The 15,250-nt window shown below is 62.3% G+C and carries 11 protein-coding genes; 3 read left to right on the top strand and 8 right to left on the bottom strand.

Translation table 11 applies throughout. From position 1 onward, the window contains the following. Positions 1–72 precede the first annotated feature (72 nt). Both MC269_RS03810 and MC269_RS03805 read right to left on the bottom strand, forming a co-directional pair. The gene (locus tag MC269_RS03810) at positions 73–1,800 is read right to left on the bottom strand and encodes a penicillin-binding transpeptidase domain-containing protein (RefSeq protein ID WP_239954050.1); all 1,728 of its coding nucleotides are present in this window, start codon (positions 1,798–1,800) and stop codon (positions 73–75) included. A 275-nt stretch (positions 1,801–2,075) separates the two neighbouring features. Continuing rightward, positions 2,076–4,349 carry a molybdopterin guanine dinucleotide-containing S/N-oxide reductase gene (locus tag MC269_RS03805; protein WP_081140923.1) on the bottom strand — a complete coding sequence of 758 codons (2,274 nt, stop codon included), beginning with the start codon at positions 4,347–4,349 and terminating at the stop codon, positions 2,076–2,078. A 178-nt stretch (positions 4,350–4,527) separates the two neighbouring features. Here MC269_RS03805 and galR point away from each other — a divergent pair, with 178 nt between their 5' ends. After that, positions 4,528–5,529: an HTH-type transcriptional regulator GalR gene (gene galR / locus MC269_RS03800; protein ID WP_081140922.1), complete on the top strand. Its 1,002-nt coding sequence runs from the start codon at positions 4,528–4,530 to the stop codon at positions 5,527–5,529. Here the strand turns inward: galR and MC269_RS03795 are convergent. Together MC269_RS03795 and lysA are read right to left on the bottom strand one after the other, a co-directional pair. Further along, on the bottom strand, positions 5,526–5,978 hold the full coding sequence (locus MC269_RS03795; RefSeq protein WP_239954048.1) for a GNAT family N-acetyltransferase: 453 nt from the start codon (positions 5,976–5,978) through the stop codon (positions 5,526–5,528). The two genes, galR and MC269_RS03795, sit on opposite strands and share 4 nt — an antisense overlap. Before the next feature lie 9 nt (positions 5,979–5,987). Continuing rightward, positions 5,988–7,244, bottom strand: coding sequence for a diaminopimelate decarboxylase (gene lysA, locus MC269_RS03790; protein ID WP_239954046.1), 1,257 nt, complete (start codon positions 7,242–7,244; stop codon positions 5,988–5,990). 97 nt (positions 7,245–7,341) lie between these two features. On the opposite strand from lysA, the gene MC269_RS03785 reads away from it, so the two are divergent. After that, a complete protein-coding gene (locus MC269_RS03785; protein WP_239954044.1) occupies positions 7,342–8,262 on the top strand; it encodes a LysR family transcriptional regulator in 921 nt (306 codons plus the stop codon). Here the strand turns inward: MC269_RS03785 and MC269_RS03780 are convergent. After that, positions 8,259–9,422 (bottom strand): MFS transporter, encoded by a 1,164-nt coding sequence (locus MC269_RS03780; RefSeq protein WP_081140919.1) that lies wholly within the window; start codon positions 9,420–9,422, stop codon positions 8,259–8,261. The two genes, MC269_RS03785 and MC269_RS03780, sit on opposite strands and share 4 nt — an antisense overlap. A gap of 331 nt (positions 9,423–9,753) precedes the next feature. Here MC269_RS03780 and MC269_RS03775 point away from each other — a divergent pair, with 331 nt between their 5' ends. Beyond that, positions 9,754–10,380 carry a hypothetical protein gene (locus MC269_RS03775; RefSeq protein ID WP_081140918.1) on the top strand — a complete coding sequence of 209 codons (627 nt, stop codon included), beginning with the start codon at positions 9,754–9,756 and terminating at the stop codon, positions 10,378–10,380. A gap of 363 nt (positions 10,381–10,743) precedes the next feature. On the opposite strand, the gene lysS is transcribed toward MC269_RS03775, so the two are convergent. From lysS to recJ, 3 genes are all read right to left on the bottom strand, one after another. Then, positions 10,744–12,264: a lysine--tRNA ligase gene (lysS, locus tag MC269_RS03770; RefSeq protein ID WP_239954042.1), complete on the bottom strand. Its 1,521-nt coding sequence runs from the start codon at positions 12,262–12,264 to the stop codon at positions 10,744–10,746. Between the two features lie 9 nt (positions 12,265–12,273). Further along, positions 12,274–13,372 (bottom strand): peptide chain release factor 2 gene (gene prfB / locus MC269_RS03765; protein WP_143806314.1). Its coding sequence is split into 2 segments (ribosomal slippage): positions 12,274–13,296 and positions 13,298–13,372, totalling 1,098 coding nucleotides; the frame shifts between segments, so codons are not numbered across the junction. A gap of 139 nt (positions 13,373–13,511) precedes the next feature. After that, positions 13,512–15,245, bottom strand: coding sequence for a single-stranded-DNA-specific exonuclease RecJ (gene recJ / locus MC269_RS03760; RefSeq protein WP_239954040.1), 1,734 nt, complete (start codon positions 15,243–15,245; stop codon positions 13,512–13,514). Between the last annotated feature and the right edge of the window lie 5 nt (positions 15,246–15,250).

The raw sequence follows: 15,250 nt of genomic DNA, 5'->3' as shown, positions 1-15,250 counted from the left end.
AAAACGCAACGGAATTCGGGGAAATGAAACCAGGTATGAATAAGTTCCATACCCGGTTACACATTGATTTTATTAAGATTTATCCGAAGGGGTGCTGTAGATGGCGTCCGGCGCGATATTCATATGCTTCAGCACCGGCCCCATGATATTGCCGAAGATGGGCGCGGCCACCGAGCCGCCGAAGTGATCCCCGGCGGTGGGATGGTTAATCATCACCACCAGCGCCACTTCCGGGTGGCTGGCGGGCGCGATGCCAGCGGTGTAGTTGATATAGCCGCCGTCATACTTGCCGCTGTCGCCCATCTTCTCCGCGGTACCGGTTTTGGTCGCCAGACGGTAGCCCGGCACCGCCGCTTTAATCCCGGTGCCGCCCGGCAGCACGTCGCTCTCCAGCATATGCACCACCTCTTTCACCGTTTCCGGGTTCGCCACCTGCCTGCCGAGCACCGGCGGCGTGACGCGGGTGATGGACAGCGGACGGTAGACGCCGAACGAGCCCAGGGTGGCGTATTCGCGCGCGATCTGCAGCGGCGTCACGCGTAAACCGTAGCCGAAGGAGAAAGTGGCGCGTTCGATATCCGCCCAGCGCTGTCGGTGCGCCGGGAAGTAGCCGACGCTCTCGCCGGTCAGCCCCAGCCCGGTGGGTTTGCCCAGGCCGAACGCCTGATAGGTATTAACCAGCGCCTCGGCGGGCATCGCCAGCGCGATATGGGAGACGCCGATGTCGCTCGACTTCTGCAGAATGCCGGTCATGGTGAGGCGCGGCCAGTGGCCGACGTCGCGGATCAGGTGGCCGTTAACGCGATAGGGCGTGGTGTCGATCACCGAATCGGGGCGCACCAGATGGCGCTCCAGCCCTTCCATCACCACCAGCGGCTTCACGGTCGAGCCCGGCTCGTAGCTGTCGTTGATCGCCGCGTTGCGCATCTGCGCCGGGGTCGCGCCGTCGTAGTTGTTGGGGTTGAACGACGGATAAGAGGCCATGCCAAGGATTTCGCCGGTGTCGATCTTCACCAGCACCGCCGCGCCGGAGTCCGCCTTGTTGAGCAGCACGCCGTCGCGCAGCTTGCTGTAAAGCGTGTACTGATCGAACTTGTCGATGCTCAGCTGCACCGTCGGCGGCTGCGTCGGCGGCGTATAGCTCAGCATGGAAATAATATGGCCCGCCGCATCCTGGCGGTAAACCTCTTTGCCCGGCACGCCCTGCAGCAGCTTGTCATAGCCCTTCTCCAGCCCGTTCAGGCCAACATTGTCGGCGCCGACGATGCCGATCAGCGGCGCCGCCGCCTCGCTCATCGGGTAGAAGCGGCTGTCGTCATAGACTTCGCTGATGCCCTTCAGATGCAGCTCGGCGATATCTTTGGCGATGCCCAGCTCGATTTTCCGCCCCAGATAGAGAAAGCGGCGTTTGGGGTTGGCGGTGATCTGCGCGGCGATCTGCTCCGGTCGCATACTGAGCGCCGAGGCCAGATAGGCCCACTTGGCGCTGAGGAAATCGGGATTCGCCTCCAGCACGCGCATCGGGTCGGCGATCACGTCGCGCGACGGCACCGAAAGCGCCAGCGCTTCGCCGTTGCGGTCCAGCAGCGTGCCGCGGTTGGTCGGCAGCGTCACGGTGCGCAGCGAGCGCTGGTCCGCCTCATGCTCCAGCATCGGCTGATTAAGGAACTGCAGATCGGCGATGCGCGCCAGCAGCAGCACCATACAGCTCAGCACGCCAAGGCAGATCAGGCGGAAACGAAACGGGTTGAACGGGGCTTTGATCTGGTCTTTTCCCAGTAGTTTTTTTATCCGGGGCATAGCAATCCGCTGCAAAGAAAATGAAAAGAGACATCCACGCGAGCAGTTATAAAGAAAGCGTTACGCCGTTAACAGGAAAACTGTGTATCAGTTCGTAATTGGCGCGGCGGGCGAAAAAAAAACCTGCGCATCTGCGCAGGTCGGTGTAATCAAGAAAAACTGTTGATGTTCACCCATCAATACCTCTGGGACCCTGACTGTAGCAAGGCCGCGAGACGGGCTGCCATCACTGAAACGCAACAGTGTCCGGCAAAATGTAACCAGCCATGAGTTTATTAAGCGATTTTGCAAACCGCATGTTTTTTAATGTCCACCAGACAGCTCATGGCGTTCGGCCCCTGCGTCAGCGACGAGGTGCCGATATCGAGCGTCAGCACGTTGGGGTTGCCCGCGCGGTCAAACGGCTGCCACTCCGCGCCGAAGCCGGGATCGAACCAGGCGCCGGTGGCGACGATCACCACCCCTGGCGTCAGTCCGTCGGTCAGGCGCACGCCCGCCAGCATTGCGCCGCGCGCGTTATGCACCTCAACCACCTCGCCGTCGCCGATGTCGCGCGCCGCCGCGTCCTGCGGATGCAGATAGAGGGTTTCATGCCCGGCGGTTTTGTTGCCCTGCACCGTTGGCGTGGCGTCAAGCTGGCTGTGCAACCGATCCGACGGCTGGATAGAGATCATATGCAGCGGGAACCGCTCGCTCAGCGCCGCGCCTAGCCACTCCTGCGGCTCGCGCCATTCGGGATGGCCGGCGAAATCGGCCAGGCCATAATCGGCGATAGTCTGGCTGAACAGCTCGATCTTGCCGCTGGCGGTCTGAATCGGATGGCTGAGCGGATCGGCGCGGAAATCGTCCATAAAGACGTAGGGCTTGCCCCCTTCCGGGATCTCAACAAAGCCGCGCGACCAGAACTCCGCGAACTCCGGGAAGTCGATGCCTTTGCGCGCGTGCGCCACCGCGCACTGCTGGTAGAGGTGCTCGATCCACTGACGCTCGTTGCGCCCTTCGGTGAACTGCTCGCGATAGCCGAGGCGTTCCGCCAGGTCGGCGAAAATATCGAAGTCGTTGCGCGCCTGGTGCTGCGGCTTCACCGCCTGATGCATCGCCAGCACAAAACGGTCGCGCGACGATCCGCCAATATCGTTGCGCTCCAGCGTGGTGGTGGCGGGCAGCACGATATCCGCCATCTGCGCTGCCGGCGTCCAGACGATATCCTGCACTACCACGGTGTCGGGCTTCTGCCAGCCTTCGACCAGGCGGTTAAGCTGCTGATGGTGATGGAAGGGATTGCCGCCCGCCCAGTGCACCATGTGGATATCGGGATAGGTCAGCGTCTCGCCCTGGAAGCTGTAGGGCTGGCCGGGATTGAGCAGCATATCGCTGATGCGCGCCACCGGAATCGACAGGCCGGATGGATTGGGGCCGGTGGCCATCAGCGGCGCAGGGCCATCCTGACGCGGGTTGCCGACGCTGTTCATTGAGCCGTGGCCGAACGAGAAGCCGGCGCCCGGCAGCCCCGGCTGGCCGAGCATCGACGAGAGCGCGATCATCATCCAGTAGGGCTGCTCGCCGCGATGGGCGCGCTGCACAGAGTAAGAACAGGTAATAAAGCTGCGCTTGCCGATCAGCTGCTCCGCCAGCTGGACGATACGTTCCGGCGGGATGCCGGTAATGCGGCTCGCCCAGCCGGCGCTTTTGGCGACGCCGTCACTTTCACCCAGCAGGTAGGCACGCAGCTGCGGCCAGCCGGTGCAGTGGCTGGCGAGGAACGCCTCGTCCACCGCGTGGCGCTGGGTGATTTCGTAGCCGAGCGCCAGCATCAGCGCCACGTCGGTGTTAGGGCGAATCGGGATCCAGTCGGCGTTGACGAACGCCGGGCAGTCGTCGCGCATCGGGCTGATATTGATAATCGGCGTGCCTTTGGCCGTCAGCTGCTCCAGCGCCGGCTTCAGGCTGTGCTGACCCGCGCCGCCCGAGGCGACCTGGGCGTTTTTCAGCGCCAGACCGCCGAAGGCGACGAAAATCTCCGCGTGCTCGACTACCTGCGGCCAGTCGGTGACGCGTCCGGTCAGCGGCATATAGGTGCCGATCACATAGGGCAGAAAGAACTGCGCCGCACCCCAGCTGTAGTTGCCCTGCTGATCGACGCCGCCGCCGCCCTGAAAATAGAAGCGTCGCACCAGGGTGCGCGCATGGTTGACGCGGCCCGCCGACGACCAGCCGTAAGAGCCATTAAAAATGCCTGACGCGCCGTAGCGCTCGCGAACGCGGCGATTTTCCTCCGCCACCAGGTCCAGCGCCGTCTCCCAGTCGACGGCGACGAAATCTTCTCGTCCGCGCAGCGTGCGATCGCTGTTCTCGCGCGATTTCAGCCAGGAGCGGCGCACCATCGGCTGGCGGATACGCCTGTCGGAGTAGACCAGTTCAGGAATAGTATTCAGCATCGGCGACGGGTCGGCGTCGGCGAAGAACGGCTCGCAGCCGATCAGGCGATCGTTTTCCGTCACGGCGGTGAAGGCGCCCCAGTGCGCCAGATGTGGCACTCGCTTTTTCATGGTTTCTTTTACGGCAGGTAAGGGAAAAAAGCAGGATACCACGTGAGACGGCGCCGGGTTAAGCCTGGAGTTTTGCCCCTTTTTGCGACGGCGCAGACATTCTGCTGGCTTGATACAGGGCAGCTTTTCCGTAACACTGCTGCCATGTGTAAACGTTTTCCCTAAAGCAGGTCGAGGCATGGCTACGATTAAGGATGTTGCCAGACTGGCGGGTGTCTCCGTCGCGACGGTTTCCCGTGTGATTAACAATTCGCCAAAAGCCAGCGAGAGCTCGCGCCAGGCCGTCAGCCAGGCGATGGAGGAGTTGCAGTACCATCCCAACGCCAACGCGCGCGCCCTGGCGCAGCAGTCGACAGAAACCTTAGGCCTGGTGGTTGGCGACGTTTCCGACCCGTTTTTCGGCGCCATGGTCAAGGCGGTAGACGAGGTGGCGGGCGAGACCGGCAACTTTTTGCTGATTGGTAACGGTTACCACAATGAGCAAAAAGAGCGTCAGGCGATAGAGCAGCTGATGCGTCATCGCTGCGCCGCGCTGGTGGTGCACGCCAAGAAAATTCCCGACGCCGAACTGGAAATTTTAATGAAGCAGGTGCCGGGCATGGTGCTGCTGAACCGGCTGCTGAAGGGGTTCGAGCAGCGCTGCATCGCGCTTGACGACCGCTACGGCGCCTGGCTGGCGACGCGTCATCTGATCCAGCAGGGGCACCAGAACATCGCCTTTATCTGCTCGACCCATCCTATTTCCGACTCCGAAGATCGCCTGCAGGGCTACTACGACGCCCTGAGAGAGCACGGCCTGCCCTGCAACGATCGGCTGGTGACCCTCGGCGAACCGGATGAAGTGGGCGGCGAACAGGCGATGACCGAGCTGCTGGGACGCGGCCGCCACTTTAGCGCCGTCGCCTGCTACAACGATTCGATGGCCGCTGGCGCGCTGGCGGTGCTGAGCGACAACGGCGTGCGCGTGCCGGAAGAGATGTCGCTGATCGGCTTCGATGACGTGCTGGTGTCGCGCTACGTGCGCCCGCGTCTGACCACGGTGCGCTACCCGATCGTCACCATGGCGCAGCAGGCGGCGCAGCTGGCGTTAGCCCTGGCCCATGCGCAGCCGCTGCCGGAAGTGACCCATATGTTCAGCCCGACGCTGGTGCGGCGCCATTCGGTGAGCGGGCCGGGTTAAATCTCGCGTCGGTAGAGCCTGACGGGCTTATCGGGATAGTCCAGCGCCTCGCCCGCCGGCGTCCAGCCGCAGCGTTCGTAGTAGCCGCCGAAGGTTGACCAGAGCCACAGGCGGTCGTAGCCGCGCTGCCGCGCATAGTCGATCACATGCTGCTGCAGCGCCATGCTCAGGCCGCTGCCGCGCGCGGCGTCATCGACATAGAGCGCGGCGAGCCAGGGAAAGAGATCCTGGCGGCTGATCAGATCGCAGCGCCAGAAGCCCACCGTGCCCAGCGCCCTGCCCGCGTCGTCGACGGCGACAAAGGTGACGGGAAATGCAGCCCCGCTTAGCGAACTCGCCACCACGCTGGCCATAAAGTCGCGGCTGTTGTCGGCGTCGAAGGCGCGCCACAGCCAGTCGGTGACCTGATCGGCGTACTGCGGCGCGTCGCGCAAAGAGAGGATGTTCACTCGCGCCCCTTAGCCCAGCTCCAGCGCCAGCAGTTCCTGAATGGTCTGCGCGCGGCGGATTTCACGCGGCTGGCCCTGTTCGAACAGCACTTCCGGGATCAGCGGACGGCTGTTGTAGTTAGAGGACATCGACGCGCCATAGGCGCCGGTGTCGTGAAACACCAGATAGTCGCCCACCTGCGCCGCAGGCAGCGCGCGCGTCTCGACCTTGCCGCCTTCCAGCTGGGTAAAAACGTCGCCCGATTCGCACAGCGGCCCGGCCACCACGCTGTCAATCGTGTTCTGTGGGTCAATGGCGCGGCCGTCGCCCGCCAGCAGCGAAATATGGTGATAGCTGCCGTACATCGACGGACGCATCAAATCGCTGAAGCCGGCGTCTACCAGCACAAAGTGGCGGCTGCCCATGTTTTTCACCGCGCGCACCTGCGACACCAGCACGCCGGACTCGGCGACAAGGAAGCGGCCCGGCTCAATCTCCAGCTTAACCGGATGGCCGAGATGGGCGGCGATGCGCTGGCGCGCCGCGTCCCACAGGCCGAAATAGTGCGCGGTGTCGATCGCCTCTTCGCCGAAGCGGTAAGGAATCGAGAGGCCGCCGCCCGCAGAAATTGCCTCCAGGTCATGGCCGAGCGCGATCACCTGATCCACCATCGCGTCGCACACCTGCTGCAGATGGGCGTAATCGACGCCGGAGCCGATATGCATATGCAGCCCGACCAGGCGCAGGCCGTGCTGCTCAATCGCCGCCAGCGCCTGCGGCAGTTCGCTGTGCCAGATGCCGTGCTTGCTGTTTTCGCCGCCGGTGTTAGTTTTCTGGCTGTGGCCGTGGCCGAAACCGGGGTTGATGCGCAGCCATACCGCGTGGCCCGGCGAGACGGCGCCCAGCTGATGCAGCATATCCACCGAGCCGGCATTGACCGGCACCTTGAGTTCGGCAATGCGCGCCAGCGTCGGCTGGTCGAACAGGTCGGCGGTAAAGACGATATCCTCGCCGCCCGGCTGAAAGCCCGCCGCCAGCGCGCGCTCGATCTCGCCGAGCGACACCGAGTCGACTTTGACGCCCGCCGCGCGCATCAGCCGCAGAATATGAATATTGGAGCACGCTTTTTGCGCGAAGCGCACCACGTCGAAAGCGTGCAGCTGCGCAATGCGCTGCTGAATAATCTGGGCGTCATAGGCCCAGAACGGGCCGGGATAGTGCTGCGCCAGCGGCAGCAGCTGCGCGGCGTTGAGCGCGGTGGTCTGGTCGGTTAAAGCGCGTGGCATAAAAATTCTCCTGTGGTTACGCCTATTAGGCCAGAAGCATGCCATGCTGAAAAATATCTGTTTTAATAGCTGCTATGCAAAATGGATATGGCTTGTTATGGCGAAAATTAACTGGCGACACATCGAAATTTTCCACGCGGTGATGACCAGCGGCAATCTGACCCAGGCCGCCACGCTGCTCAATACCTCGCAGCCCACCGTCAGCCGCGAGCTGGCGCGGCTGGAAAAGCAGCTGGGGCTGCGGCTCTTTTCCCGGGTGCGCGGTCGGCTGCAGCCCACGGTGCAGGGGCTGCGCCTGTTCGAAGAGGTGCAGCGCTCGTGGTACGGGCTGGATCGCATTATGGAGGCGGCCGACGGGCTGCGGCAGTTTCGCCAGGGTGAACTCTCCATCGCCTGCCTGCCGGTTTTTTCCCAGTCGCTGCTGCCGCCGCTGGTGCAGCCTTTTATGCAGCGCTATCCCGATGTCAGTTTAAATATCATTCCGCAGGAGTCGCCGCTGCTGGAGGAGTGGCTGTCGGCGCAGCGCTACGATCTCGGCCTGACCGAAACCCAGCATGCGCCCGCCGGCACCGAACGGCTGGCGCTGCTGACCTGCGACGAGGTGTGCGTGCTGCCGCAGGATCATCCGCTCTGCGCGCGCGCGGTGCTGACGCCGCAGGATTTCGCCGGGGAAAACTACGTCAGCCTGTCGCGCGCCGACAGCTATCGTCAGCTGCTGGATACGCTGTTTCATGAGCAGGGGGTGGAGCGCAGGCTGGCGCTGGAGACGCACAGCGCGGCGTCGGTGTGCGCCATGGTGCGCGCGGGCGTGGGCATTTCGGTGGTGAATCCGCTGACGGCGCTCGATTATGCCGACAGCGGCGTGGTGATGCGGCGCTTCAGCGTCGCGGTGCCCTTTACCGTGAGTCTGGTGCGGCCGCTGCATCGTCCCGCCTCGGCGCTGGTGGCGGCGTTCGTCGACCACCTGAGAAACCAGGTGGCCGACTTTCCGCAGCGTATCGCCGAGCGGCTGGCTTAGGCGCGCACCGCGGCGGCGTTGCCGCCCGATTTACGGAAGGTGATCAGGCAGACAATCAGGCCGATGGCGGCCAGCGCGGCGGCGGCGACCGGCACGGCGGTCAGGCCGTAGCCTTGGCCGATGACCGCGCCGCCGACCCATGCGCCCAGCGCGTTGCCGACGTTGAAGGCGGAGATATTCAGCGTCGAGACCAGGTTCGGCGCCTCTTTGCCGTGGCGCACCACGTTGATCTGCAGACCCGGCACGGTGGCGAAGGTCGCCATCGCCCACAGGAACAGCGTCACTTCCGCCAGCCACAGCGCATGGCTGGTCCAGCTAAACAGCAGCGAGAAGATGGCGATCAGCGAGAAGCTGAGGATCAGGCTGAAGGAGACTTTCCAGTCCGCCAGCTTGCCGCCGAGGATGTTGCCGACGGTCAGGCCCGCGCCGATCAGGAACAGCGTCCAGCTGACGCCGCGCGCGCTAATGCCGGTAACCTGCAGCAGCAGCGGCGCGATATAGCTGAACAGCGCGAACATCGCCGCGGCGAAGAACACCGTCATCAGCAGCGAGAGCCACAGCTTGCCGTTCGCCAGCGCGCTGATTTCGCTCGCCAGATGCACCGGCTTCTCTTCTTTATTGGTCGGCAGGCTGACGATCAGCGCGATAAAGGCGAGCACGCCGATGATGGCGACGCCCCAGAAAGTGGCGCGCCAGCCGAACAGCTGACCGAACCAGGTGCCGAGCGGCACGCCGAGCACGTTCGCCAGCGTCAGGCCGGTGAACATCAGCGCTACCGCCGACGCCTGGCGAGCAGGCGCAACCAGGCTCGCCGCCACCACCGCGCCGATGCCGAAGAAGGCGCCATGACAGAGCGCGGTGATCACCCGTGCCATCATCAGCAGGTTGTAGGTGTAGGCCAGCGCGCAGAGCACGTTGCCGATAATAAAGATGATCATCAGCAGGATAAGCGTTTTCTTGCGCGGCAGTCTGGCGGTCAGCAGCGCCATAATCGGCGCGCCGATGGCGACGCCCAGCGCATAGCCGCTGATCAGCCAGCCGGCAGACGGGATTGAGACCCGCAGATCGCCTGCCACCTCGGGCAGCAGGCCCATGATGACGAACTCGGTGGTTCCAATCGCAAACGCACTCAGCGCCAGCGCCAGTAAAGCAACAGGCATAACACACTCTCCCAATCGATAAGCAGGTGAACGCCGCAGCGGTCGCCGGGCGTGGACGGTTATAAATATTTGAACTTCGTCACGGTGAGTATTAAATCATAGCCGTCTGTTTGCATACACCCTGCGTGCGGCAAGGCTCTTTTGTCGCAGGCGCAACAATAGCGCGCCTGACGCTTGATAAAATCTTAACAATATCCCGCCGGGTTACGCGCTACGCTTGATAGCAAGGCGCTGTGTTTGTTGATTTAATGGCGTAAAGGAATGTTGAGCCGTGCCGATACCCCAGAGGCCTTGTCTGATAATGTGAAGCTATTCTTAAGCGGAGGGGAACATGCAACGGCTAATCGCCCTGATGGCGCTCGGTCTCAGCGGCTGCTCCGTCGGCCACTATGAGTACAGCAGCGAAGCGCAAAAGCGCGTCGATATGACCTATACCGGTATTCCGACCGCGCTGGGTCTGGGCACGCTGGGCACCACCATTCCGCTTACCGCGGAGTACAGTCTGACCGCCGCCCACGTCGCCAAATTTTCGCTTTACCGCGTGAAGGCGTGGCACCCTGAGTGCGATCTCGCCGTGGTTTACCACAAAAACGCCGAGGCGAATCTGCCGCCGCGCTTTCGCAATAGCCGCATTGGCGACAAGGTGAATCTTTACGGCTACAGCTTTATTAGCGCGATGCCGGTCAGCTCCAGCGGTGAGAACCTGATTAATACCTCGCTGGCGAACAGCTGGAACAAGGCGGCGTGCGTGGTGGTGGCGGCCAATGCGGGCGTGGTGAAAGGTATGTCGGGCGGCGCGGTTTATAACGCCTCGGACGATACCCTGGCGGGGGTGATTGTCGGCTACAGCAGCCGCATCGATGATAACCGGAGTGGGAAGACGCTCTATCGCGATGTGGCGCTCTATGTGCCCTATGCGCGCTTCGAGGCGTGGCTGAATGGCGTGGTGAAGTCCTGACCGCCTGCTCAGAAGCCTGGGCACGGTGAGTAGCGCAAAGCCCAAAGAAAAAGGCCGGAATATCCGGCCTTAGTGGCTGTGAGCCTGGTGCTCACGCGGCTGGCAGGGCCAGATCGCAAAGTCGCTCAAGGCATCCCTGCGCGCTCGGCCCGCGTAATTACGCACCTCATCCTTGAGGTGCGCCCGTAAACGGGCCAACGCGTCGCGTTGTTCAAAAACGCTCCCGGCGTTTTTGTCCATGGTGCGGGACGCTTTGCTCTTCTGGCCCTGCCAGCCGCGTTTCAGGCTTAGGCGTTGCTGAAAAACCAGCTAGCGTTAGCCGTTAGCCGTTAGCCGTTAGCCGTTAGCCGTTAGCCGTTAGCGTTATTTTGCGGTTGGGCGCAGCGCCGGGAACAGGATCACATCGCGAATGGTATGGCTGTTGGTGAACAGCATTACCATACGGTCGATGCCGATGCCCAGACCCGCCGTCGGCGGCAAGCCGTGCTCCAGCGCCGTGACGTAGTCTTCGTCGTAGAACATCGCTTCGTCGTCGCCTGCATCTTTGGCGTTCACCTGCTGCTGGAAACGCTCGGCCTGATCTTCCGCGTCGTTCAGCTCGGAGAAGCCATTGCCGATTTCGCGGCCGCCGATAAAGAATTCAAAGCGATCGGTGATCTCCGGGTTCTCGTCGTTACGGCGCGCCAGCGGCGACACCTCCGCCGGGTATTCGGTGATAAAGGTCGGCTGGATCAGATGCGCTTCCGCCGTCTCTTCGAAAATCTCCGTTACCACGCGGCCCAGACCCCAGCTCTTCTCGACCTTGATGCCGATCGACTGCGCAATCGCCACCGCCTTGCTGAAATCATCCAGATCCGCCAGATCGGTTTCCGGGCGGTACTTTTTGATCGCTTCGCGCATGGTCAGCTTCTCAAACGGCTTGCCGAAATCGAACTCCTGGTCGCCGTAAGGCACTTTGGTGGTGCCGAGCACATCCTGCGCCAGGGTGCGGAACAGGCTTTCGGTCAGCTCGATCAGATCCCGGTAGTCCGCATAGGCCATATAGAGTTCCATCATGGTGAACTCAGGGTTATGGCGCGGTGAGATGCCTTCGTTGCGGAAGTTACGGTTGATTTCAAACACGCGATCGAAACCGCCGACCACCAGACGCTTCAGGTAAAGCTCCGGCGCGATACGCAGGTACATATCGATATCGAGGGCGTTGTGATGGGTGATAAAGGGACGCGCGGAGGCGCCGCCTGGGATCACCTGCATCATCGGGGTTTCCACTTCCATAAAGTCGCGGCCGACCATGAACTGGCGGATGCCGGCCATGATTTTCGAGCGGACTTTAAAGGTGTGGCGCGACTCGTCGTTGGCGATCAGATCGAGATAGCGCTGGCGATAGCGGGTCTCCTGATCGGCCAGGCCGTGGAATTTGTCCGGCAGCGGACGCAGCGCTTTGGTCAGCAGACGCAGCTCGTGGCAGTGAATCGACAGCTCGCCGGTTTTGGTCTTGAACAGTTTGCCGCGCGCGCCGAGGATATCGCCCAGATCCCACTTCTTGAACTGCTCGTTGTAGATGCCTTCCGCCAGATCGTCGCGCGCCACGTAGAGCTGAATGCGGCCGCCCACGTCCTGCAGCGTGACGAACGAGGCTTTGCCCATAATGCGGCGGGTCATCATACGTCCGGCGACGCTGACCTCAACGCCCAGATCTTCCAGCTCTTCGTTGCTCTTCTCGTCATACTGCGCGTGCAGCGCGTCCGAGGTGGTGTCGCGGCGGAAATCGTTAGGAAACGCCACGCCGTGTTCACGCAGCGCGCTGAGTTTTTCGCGACGCGTTTTTAATTCGTTGTTTAACTCAAGGGCGGCATCAGCGCTCTGCGGTTGTTGTTCAGACATGTCGGTTCCTTATAGCCCTGCTTTTAAGCTTGCTTCAATAAAACGATCCAGATCGCCATCCAGCACCGCCTGGGTATTGCGGGTTTCGACGCCGGTGCGCAGATCTTTGATGCGCGAGTCGTCCAGCACGTAGGAGCGGATCTGGCTGCCCCAGCCGATGTCGGACTTGTTGTCCTCCAGCGCCTGCTTCTCGGCATTTTTCTTTTGCATCTCAAGCTCGTACAGCTTCGCCTTCATCTGCTTCATTGCCTGATCTTTGTTCTTATGCTGAGAACGGTCATTCTGACACTGGGTCACGGTGCCGGTGGGAATATGGGTGATACGCACCGCCGATTCGGTCCGGTTAACGTGCTGACCGCCCGCGCCCGACGCGCGGTAGACGTCGATGCGCAGATCCGCCGGGTTGATGTCGATATCGATATCGTCATCCACTTCCGGATAGATAAACGCAGAGCTGAATGAGGTGTGACGACGGCCGCCGGAGTCAAACGGACTCTTACGCACCAGGCGATGCACGCCGGTTTCGGTACGCAGCCAGCCAAAGGCGTAGTCGCCGGAGACGCGAATGGTGACGGACTTGATGCCCGCCACTTCGCCTTCTGACTCTTCAATGATTTCGGTTTTAAAGCCTTTGGATTCGGCCCAGCGTAGATACATACGCATCAGCATACTGGCCCAGTCCTGCGCTTCGGTGCCGCCAGAACCCGCCTGCAGATCGATATAGCAGTCGGCGCTGTCATATTCGCCAGAAAACATACGGCGGAATTCCAGCTCGCCCAGCTTGCTTTCCAGCGTGTCGAGTTCAGCAACGGCTTCGTCGAATGTCTCTTCGTCTTCTGCTTCTACGGCCAGCTCAAGCAGACCCTGCACATCTTCCAGGCCCTGCGACATCTGATCCAGCGTTTGCACGATCGCTTCCAGCGAGGAGCGCTCTTTGCCCAGCGCCTGCGCGCGTTCAGGCTCGTTCCAGACGTCTGGCTGCTCCAGCTCGGCGTTTACTTCTTCGAGGCGTTCTTTCTTAGCATCGTAGTCAAAGATACCCCCTAAGAACGTCGCTGCGCTCGGTGAGGTCCTGGATGCGGTTTTTAACCGGATTAATTTCAAACATGGCTTCGGGTCTTTTCGCTGAATGTCGGGATGGAAACCCCGCAGTCTAACTGAAATAGCGGTGAGATTGTAGGGTTTCAGTCGCGCGCCGACCGGGCGGTCAGCGGCGGATCGGCAGCCGATCCGCCATTAAAACGCGATCAGTTCAGCGGCCAGAGGTGATCGATAATCAGCTGCACCGAGCGGTTGCCGCGATACTCGTTGATATCGAGCTTAAAGGCGAGTTCGACCTGACGCACGCTGCTGTCGGGCCACAGGGTGGTGTCGATATTAAACGCGATGCCATCGAGCAGCGGCCCGCCGCCGAGTGGCTCCAGCATCACTTTCAGATGGCGTTCGCCCACCAGGCGCTGCTGCAGCAGTTTGAACTTGCCGTCAAAGGCGGGCTCAGGGAACGCCTGTCCCCAGGGACCCGCTTCGCGCAGCATTTCAGCCGTCTGCAAGCTGAATTCCCCTGGCTGCAGCGCGCCGTCCGACCAGATCACGCTTTGCAGCGTCTCTTCGCTCAGCCACTCGCCCAGCAGCGCGGCGAAGCGCTGGCGAAACGCGTCGAAGTGCGTCTCTTCCAGCGACAGCCCCGCCGCCATGGCATGGCCGCCGAACTTCAGCATCATGCCGGGGTAGAGCGTATCGAGCCGCTCCAGCGCGTCGCGCAGGTGCAGACCAGGAATCGAGCGTCCGGAGCCTTTTAGCGTGCCGTCGCCCGCCGGCGCGAAGGCGATAACCGGCCGGTAGAAACGCTCTTTTAGCCGCGAGGCCAGGATGCCGACCACGCCCTGATGCCATTCAGGATGGTAGAACGCCAGCCCCAGCGGCAGATCGGTCTGCTTACGCTCCAGCTCCATGCAAAGCGCCAGCGCCTCGCTCTGCATGCCCTGCTCGATCTCTTTACGCGTCTGGTTCAGCGCATCCAGCTCGCTGGCCAGCATACGCGCCTCGCTGATATCGTCAGTCAGCAGCAGCGCCACGCCGACCGACATATCGTCGAGCCGTCCCGCCGCATTAAGACGCGGGCCGAGGGCGAAGCCGAGGTCGCTCGCCACCAGCTGGCGCGCGTCGCGGTTGGCGATCTCCAGCAGCGCGCGAATGCCCGGACGGCATTTGCCGGCGCGGATGCGGCTCAGCCCCTGCCACACCAGAATGCGGTTATTGACGTCGAGCGGCACCACGTCGGCGACGGTGCCGAGCGCCACCAGATCCAGCAGCTCCGCCAGATTCGGCTCCGCGCGCGTGGCGCCGAACCAGCCAACCTTACGCAGGTGGGCGCGCAGCGCCATCATCAGATAGAAGGCGACGCCGACGCCCGCCAGCGCGCGCGACGGAAAGTCGCAGTCGCGCAGGTTAGGGTTCACGATCGCCTCCGCCTCCGGCAGGGTTTCGCCCGGCAGATGGTGATCGGTGACCAGCACCGGAATATTGTGCTGATGGGCGCAGGCGACGCCGCTGTGGGACGAGATGCCGTTATCCACCGTCAGGATCAGCTGGGCACCGCGCGCGCGCGCCTGCTCTACCACTTCCGGGCTCAGGCCGTAGCCGTCGTCAAAGCGGTTAGGCACCAGATACTGCACGTTATGGCCGCCCATGCTGCGCAGCGCCAGCACCGTCAGCGCGGTGCTGGTGGCGCCGTCGGCGTCAAAATCGCCCACCACCATAATGCGGCGTCCGTCGAGCAGCGCCTGATGCAGCAGCTCGACCGCTTCGTCCAGCCCGTTCAGCGTCGAGAAAGGCAGCAGATGCTTCGCGCCCCGTTCCAGCTCCGCCGCGCTGCGCACGCCGCGCTGCAGATAGAGACGCTTCAGCAGCGGCGGAAGCGCCGCCGGAAGCTGGTCCTCGACGCCGATCTCGCGCCGCCGTAGTTCAACTGTTTTTATCACTGCCA

This window comes from Pantoea sp. Z09 (assembly GCF_022394795.1).
Lineage (GTDB): Bacteria > Pseudomonadota > Gammaproteobacteria > Enterobacterales > Enterobacteriaceae > Pantoea > Pantoea latae.
The sequence above is the reverse complement of the archived record's forward strand: the minus strand, read 5'-3'. Positions and strand labels throughout refer to the sequence as shown.

Coding starts and splice junctions, on each gene's coding strand:
- MC269_RS03810 (WP_239954050.1), bottom strand. CDS start 1,800: ATGCCCCGGATAAAAAAACTACTGGGAAAAGACCAGATCAAAGCCCCG.
- MC269_RS03805 (WP_081140923.1), bottom strand. CDS start 4,349: ATGAAAAAGCGAGTGCCACATCTGGCGCACTGGGGCGCCTTCACCGCC.
- galR (WP_081140922.1), top strand. CDS start 4,528: ATGGCTACGATTAAGGATGTTGCCAGACTGGCGGGTGTCTCCGTCGCG.
- lysA (WP_239954046.1), bottom strand. CDS start 7,244: ATGCCACGCGCTTTAACCGACCAGACCACCGCGCTCAACGCCGCGCAG.
- MC269_RS03785 (WP_239954044.1), top strand. CDS start 7,342: ATGGCGAAAATTAACTGGCGACACATCGAAATTTTCCACGCGGTGATG.
- MC269_RS03780 (WP_081140919.1), bottom strand. CDS start 9,422: ATGCCTGTTGCTTTACTGGCGCTGGCGCTGAGTGCGTTTGCGATTGGA.
- MC269_RS03775 (WP_081140918.1), top strand. CDS start 9,754: ATGCAACGGCTAATCGCCCTGATGGCGCTCGGTCTCAGCGGCTGCTCC.
- lysS (WP_239954042.1), bottom strand. CDS start 12,264: ATGTCTGAACAACAACCGCAGAGCGCTGATGCCGCCCTTGAGTTAAAC.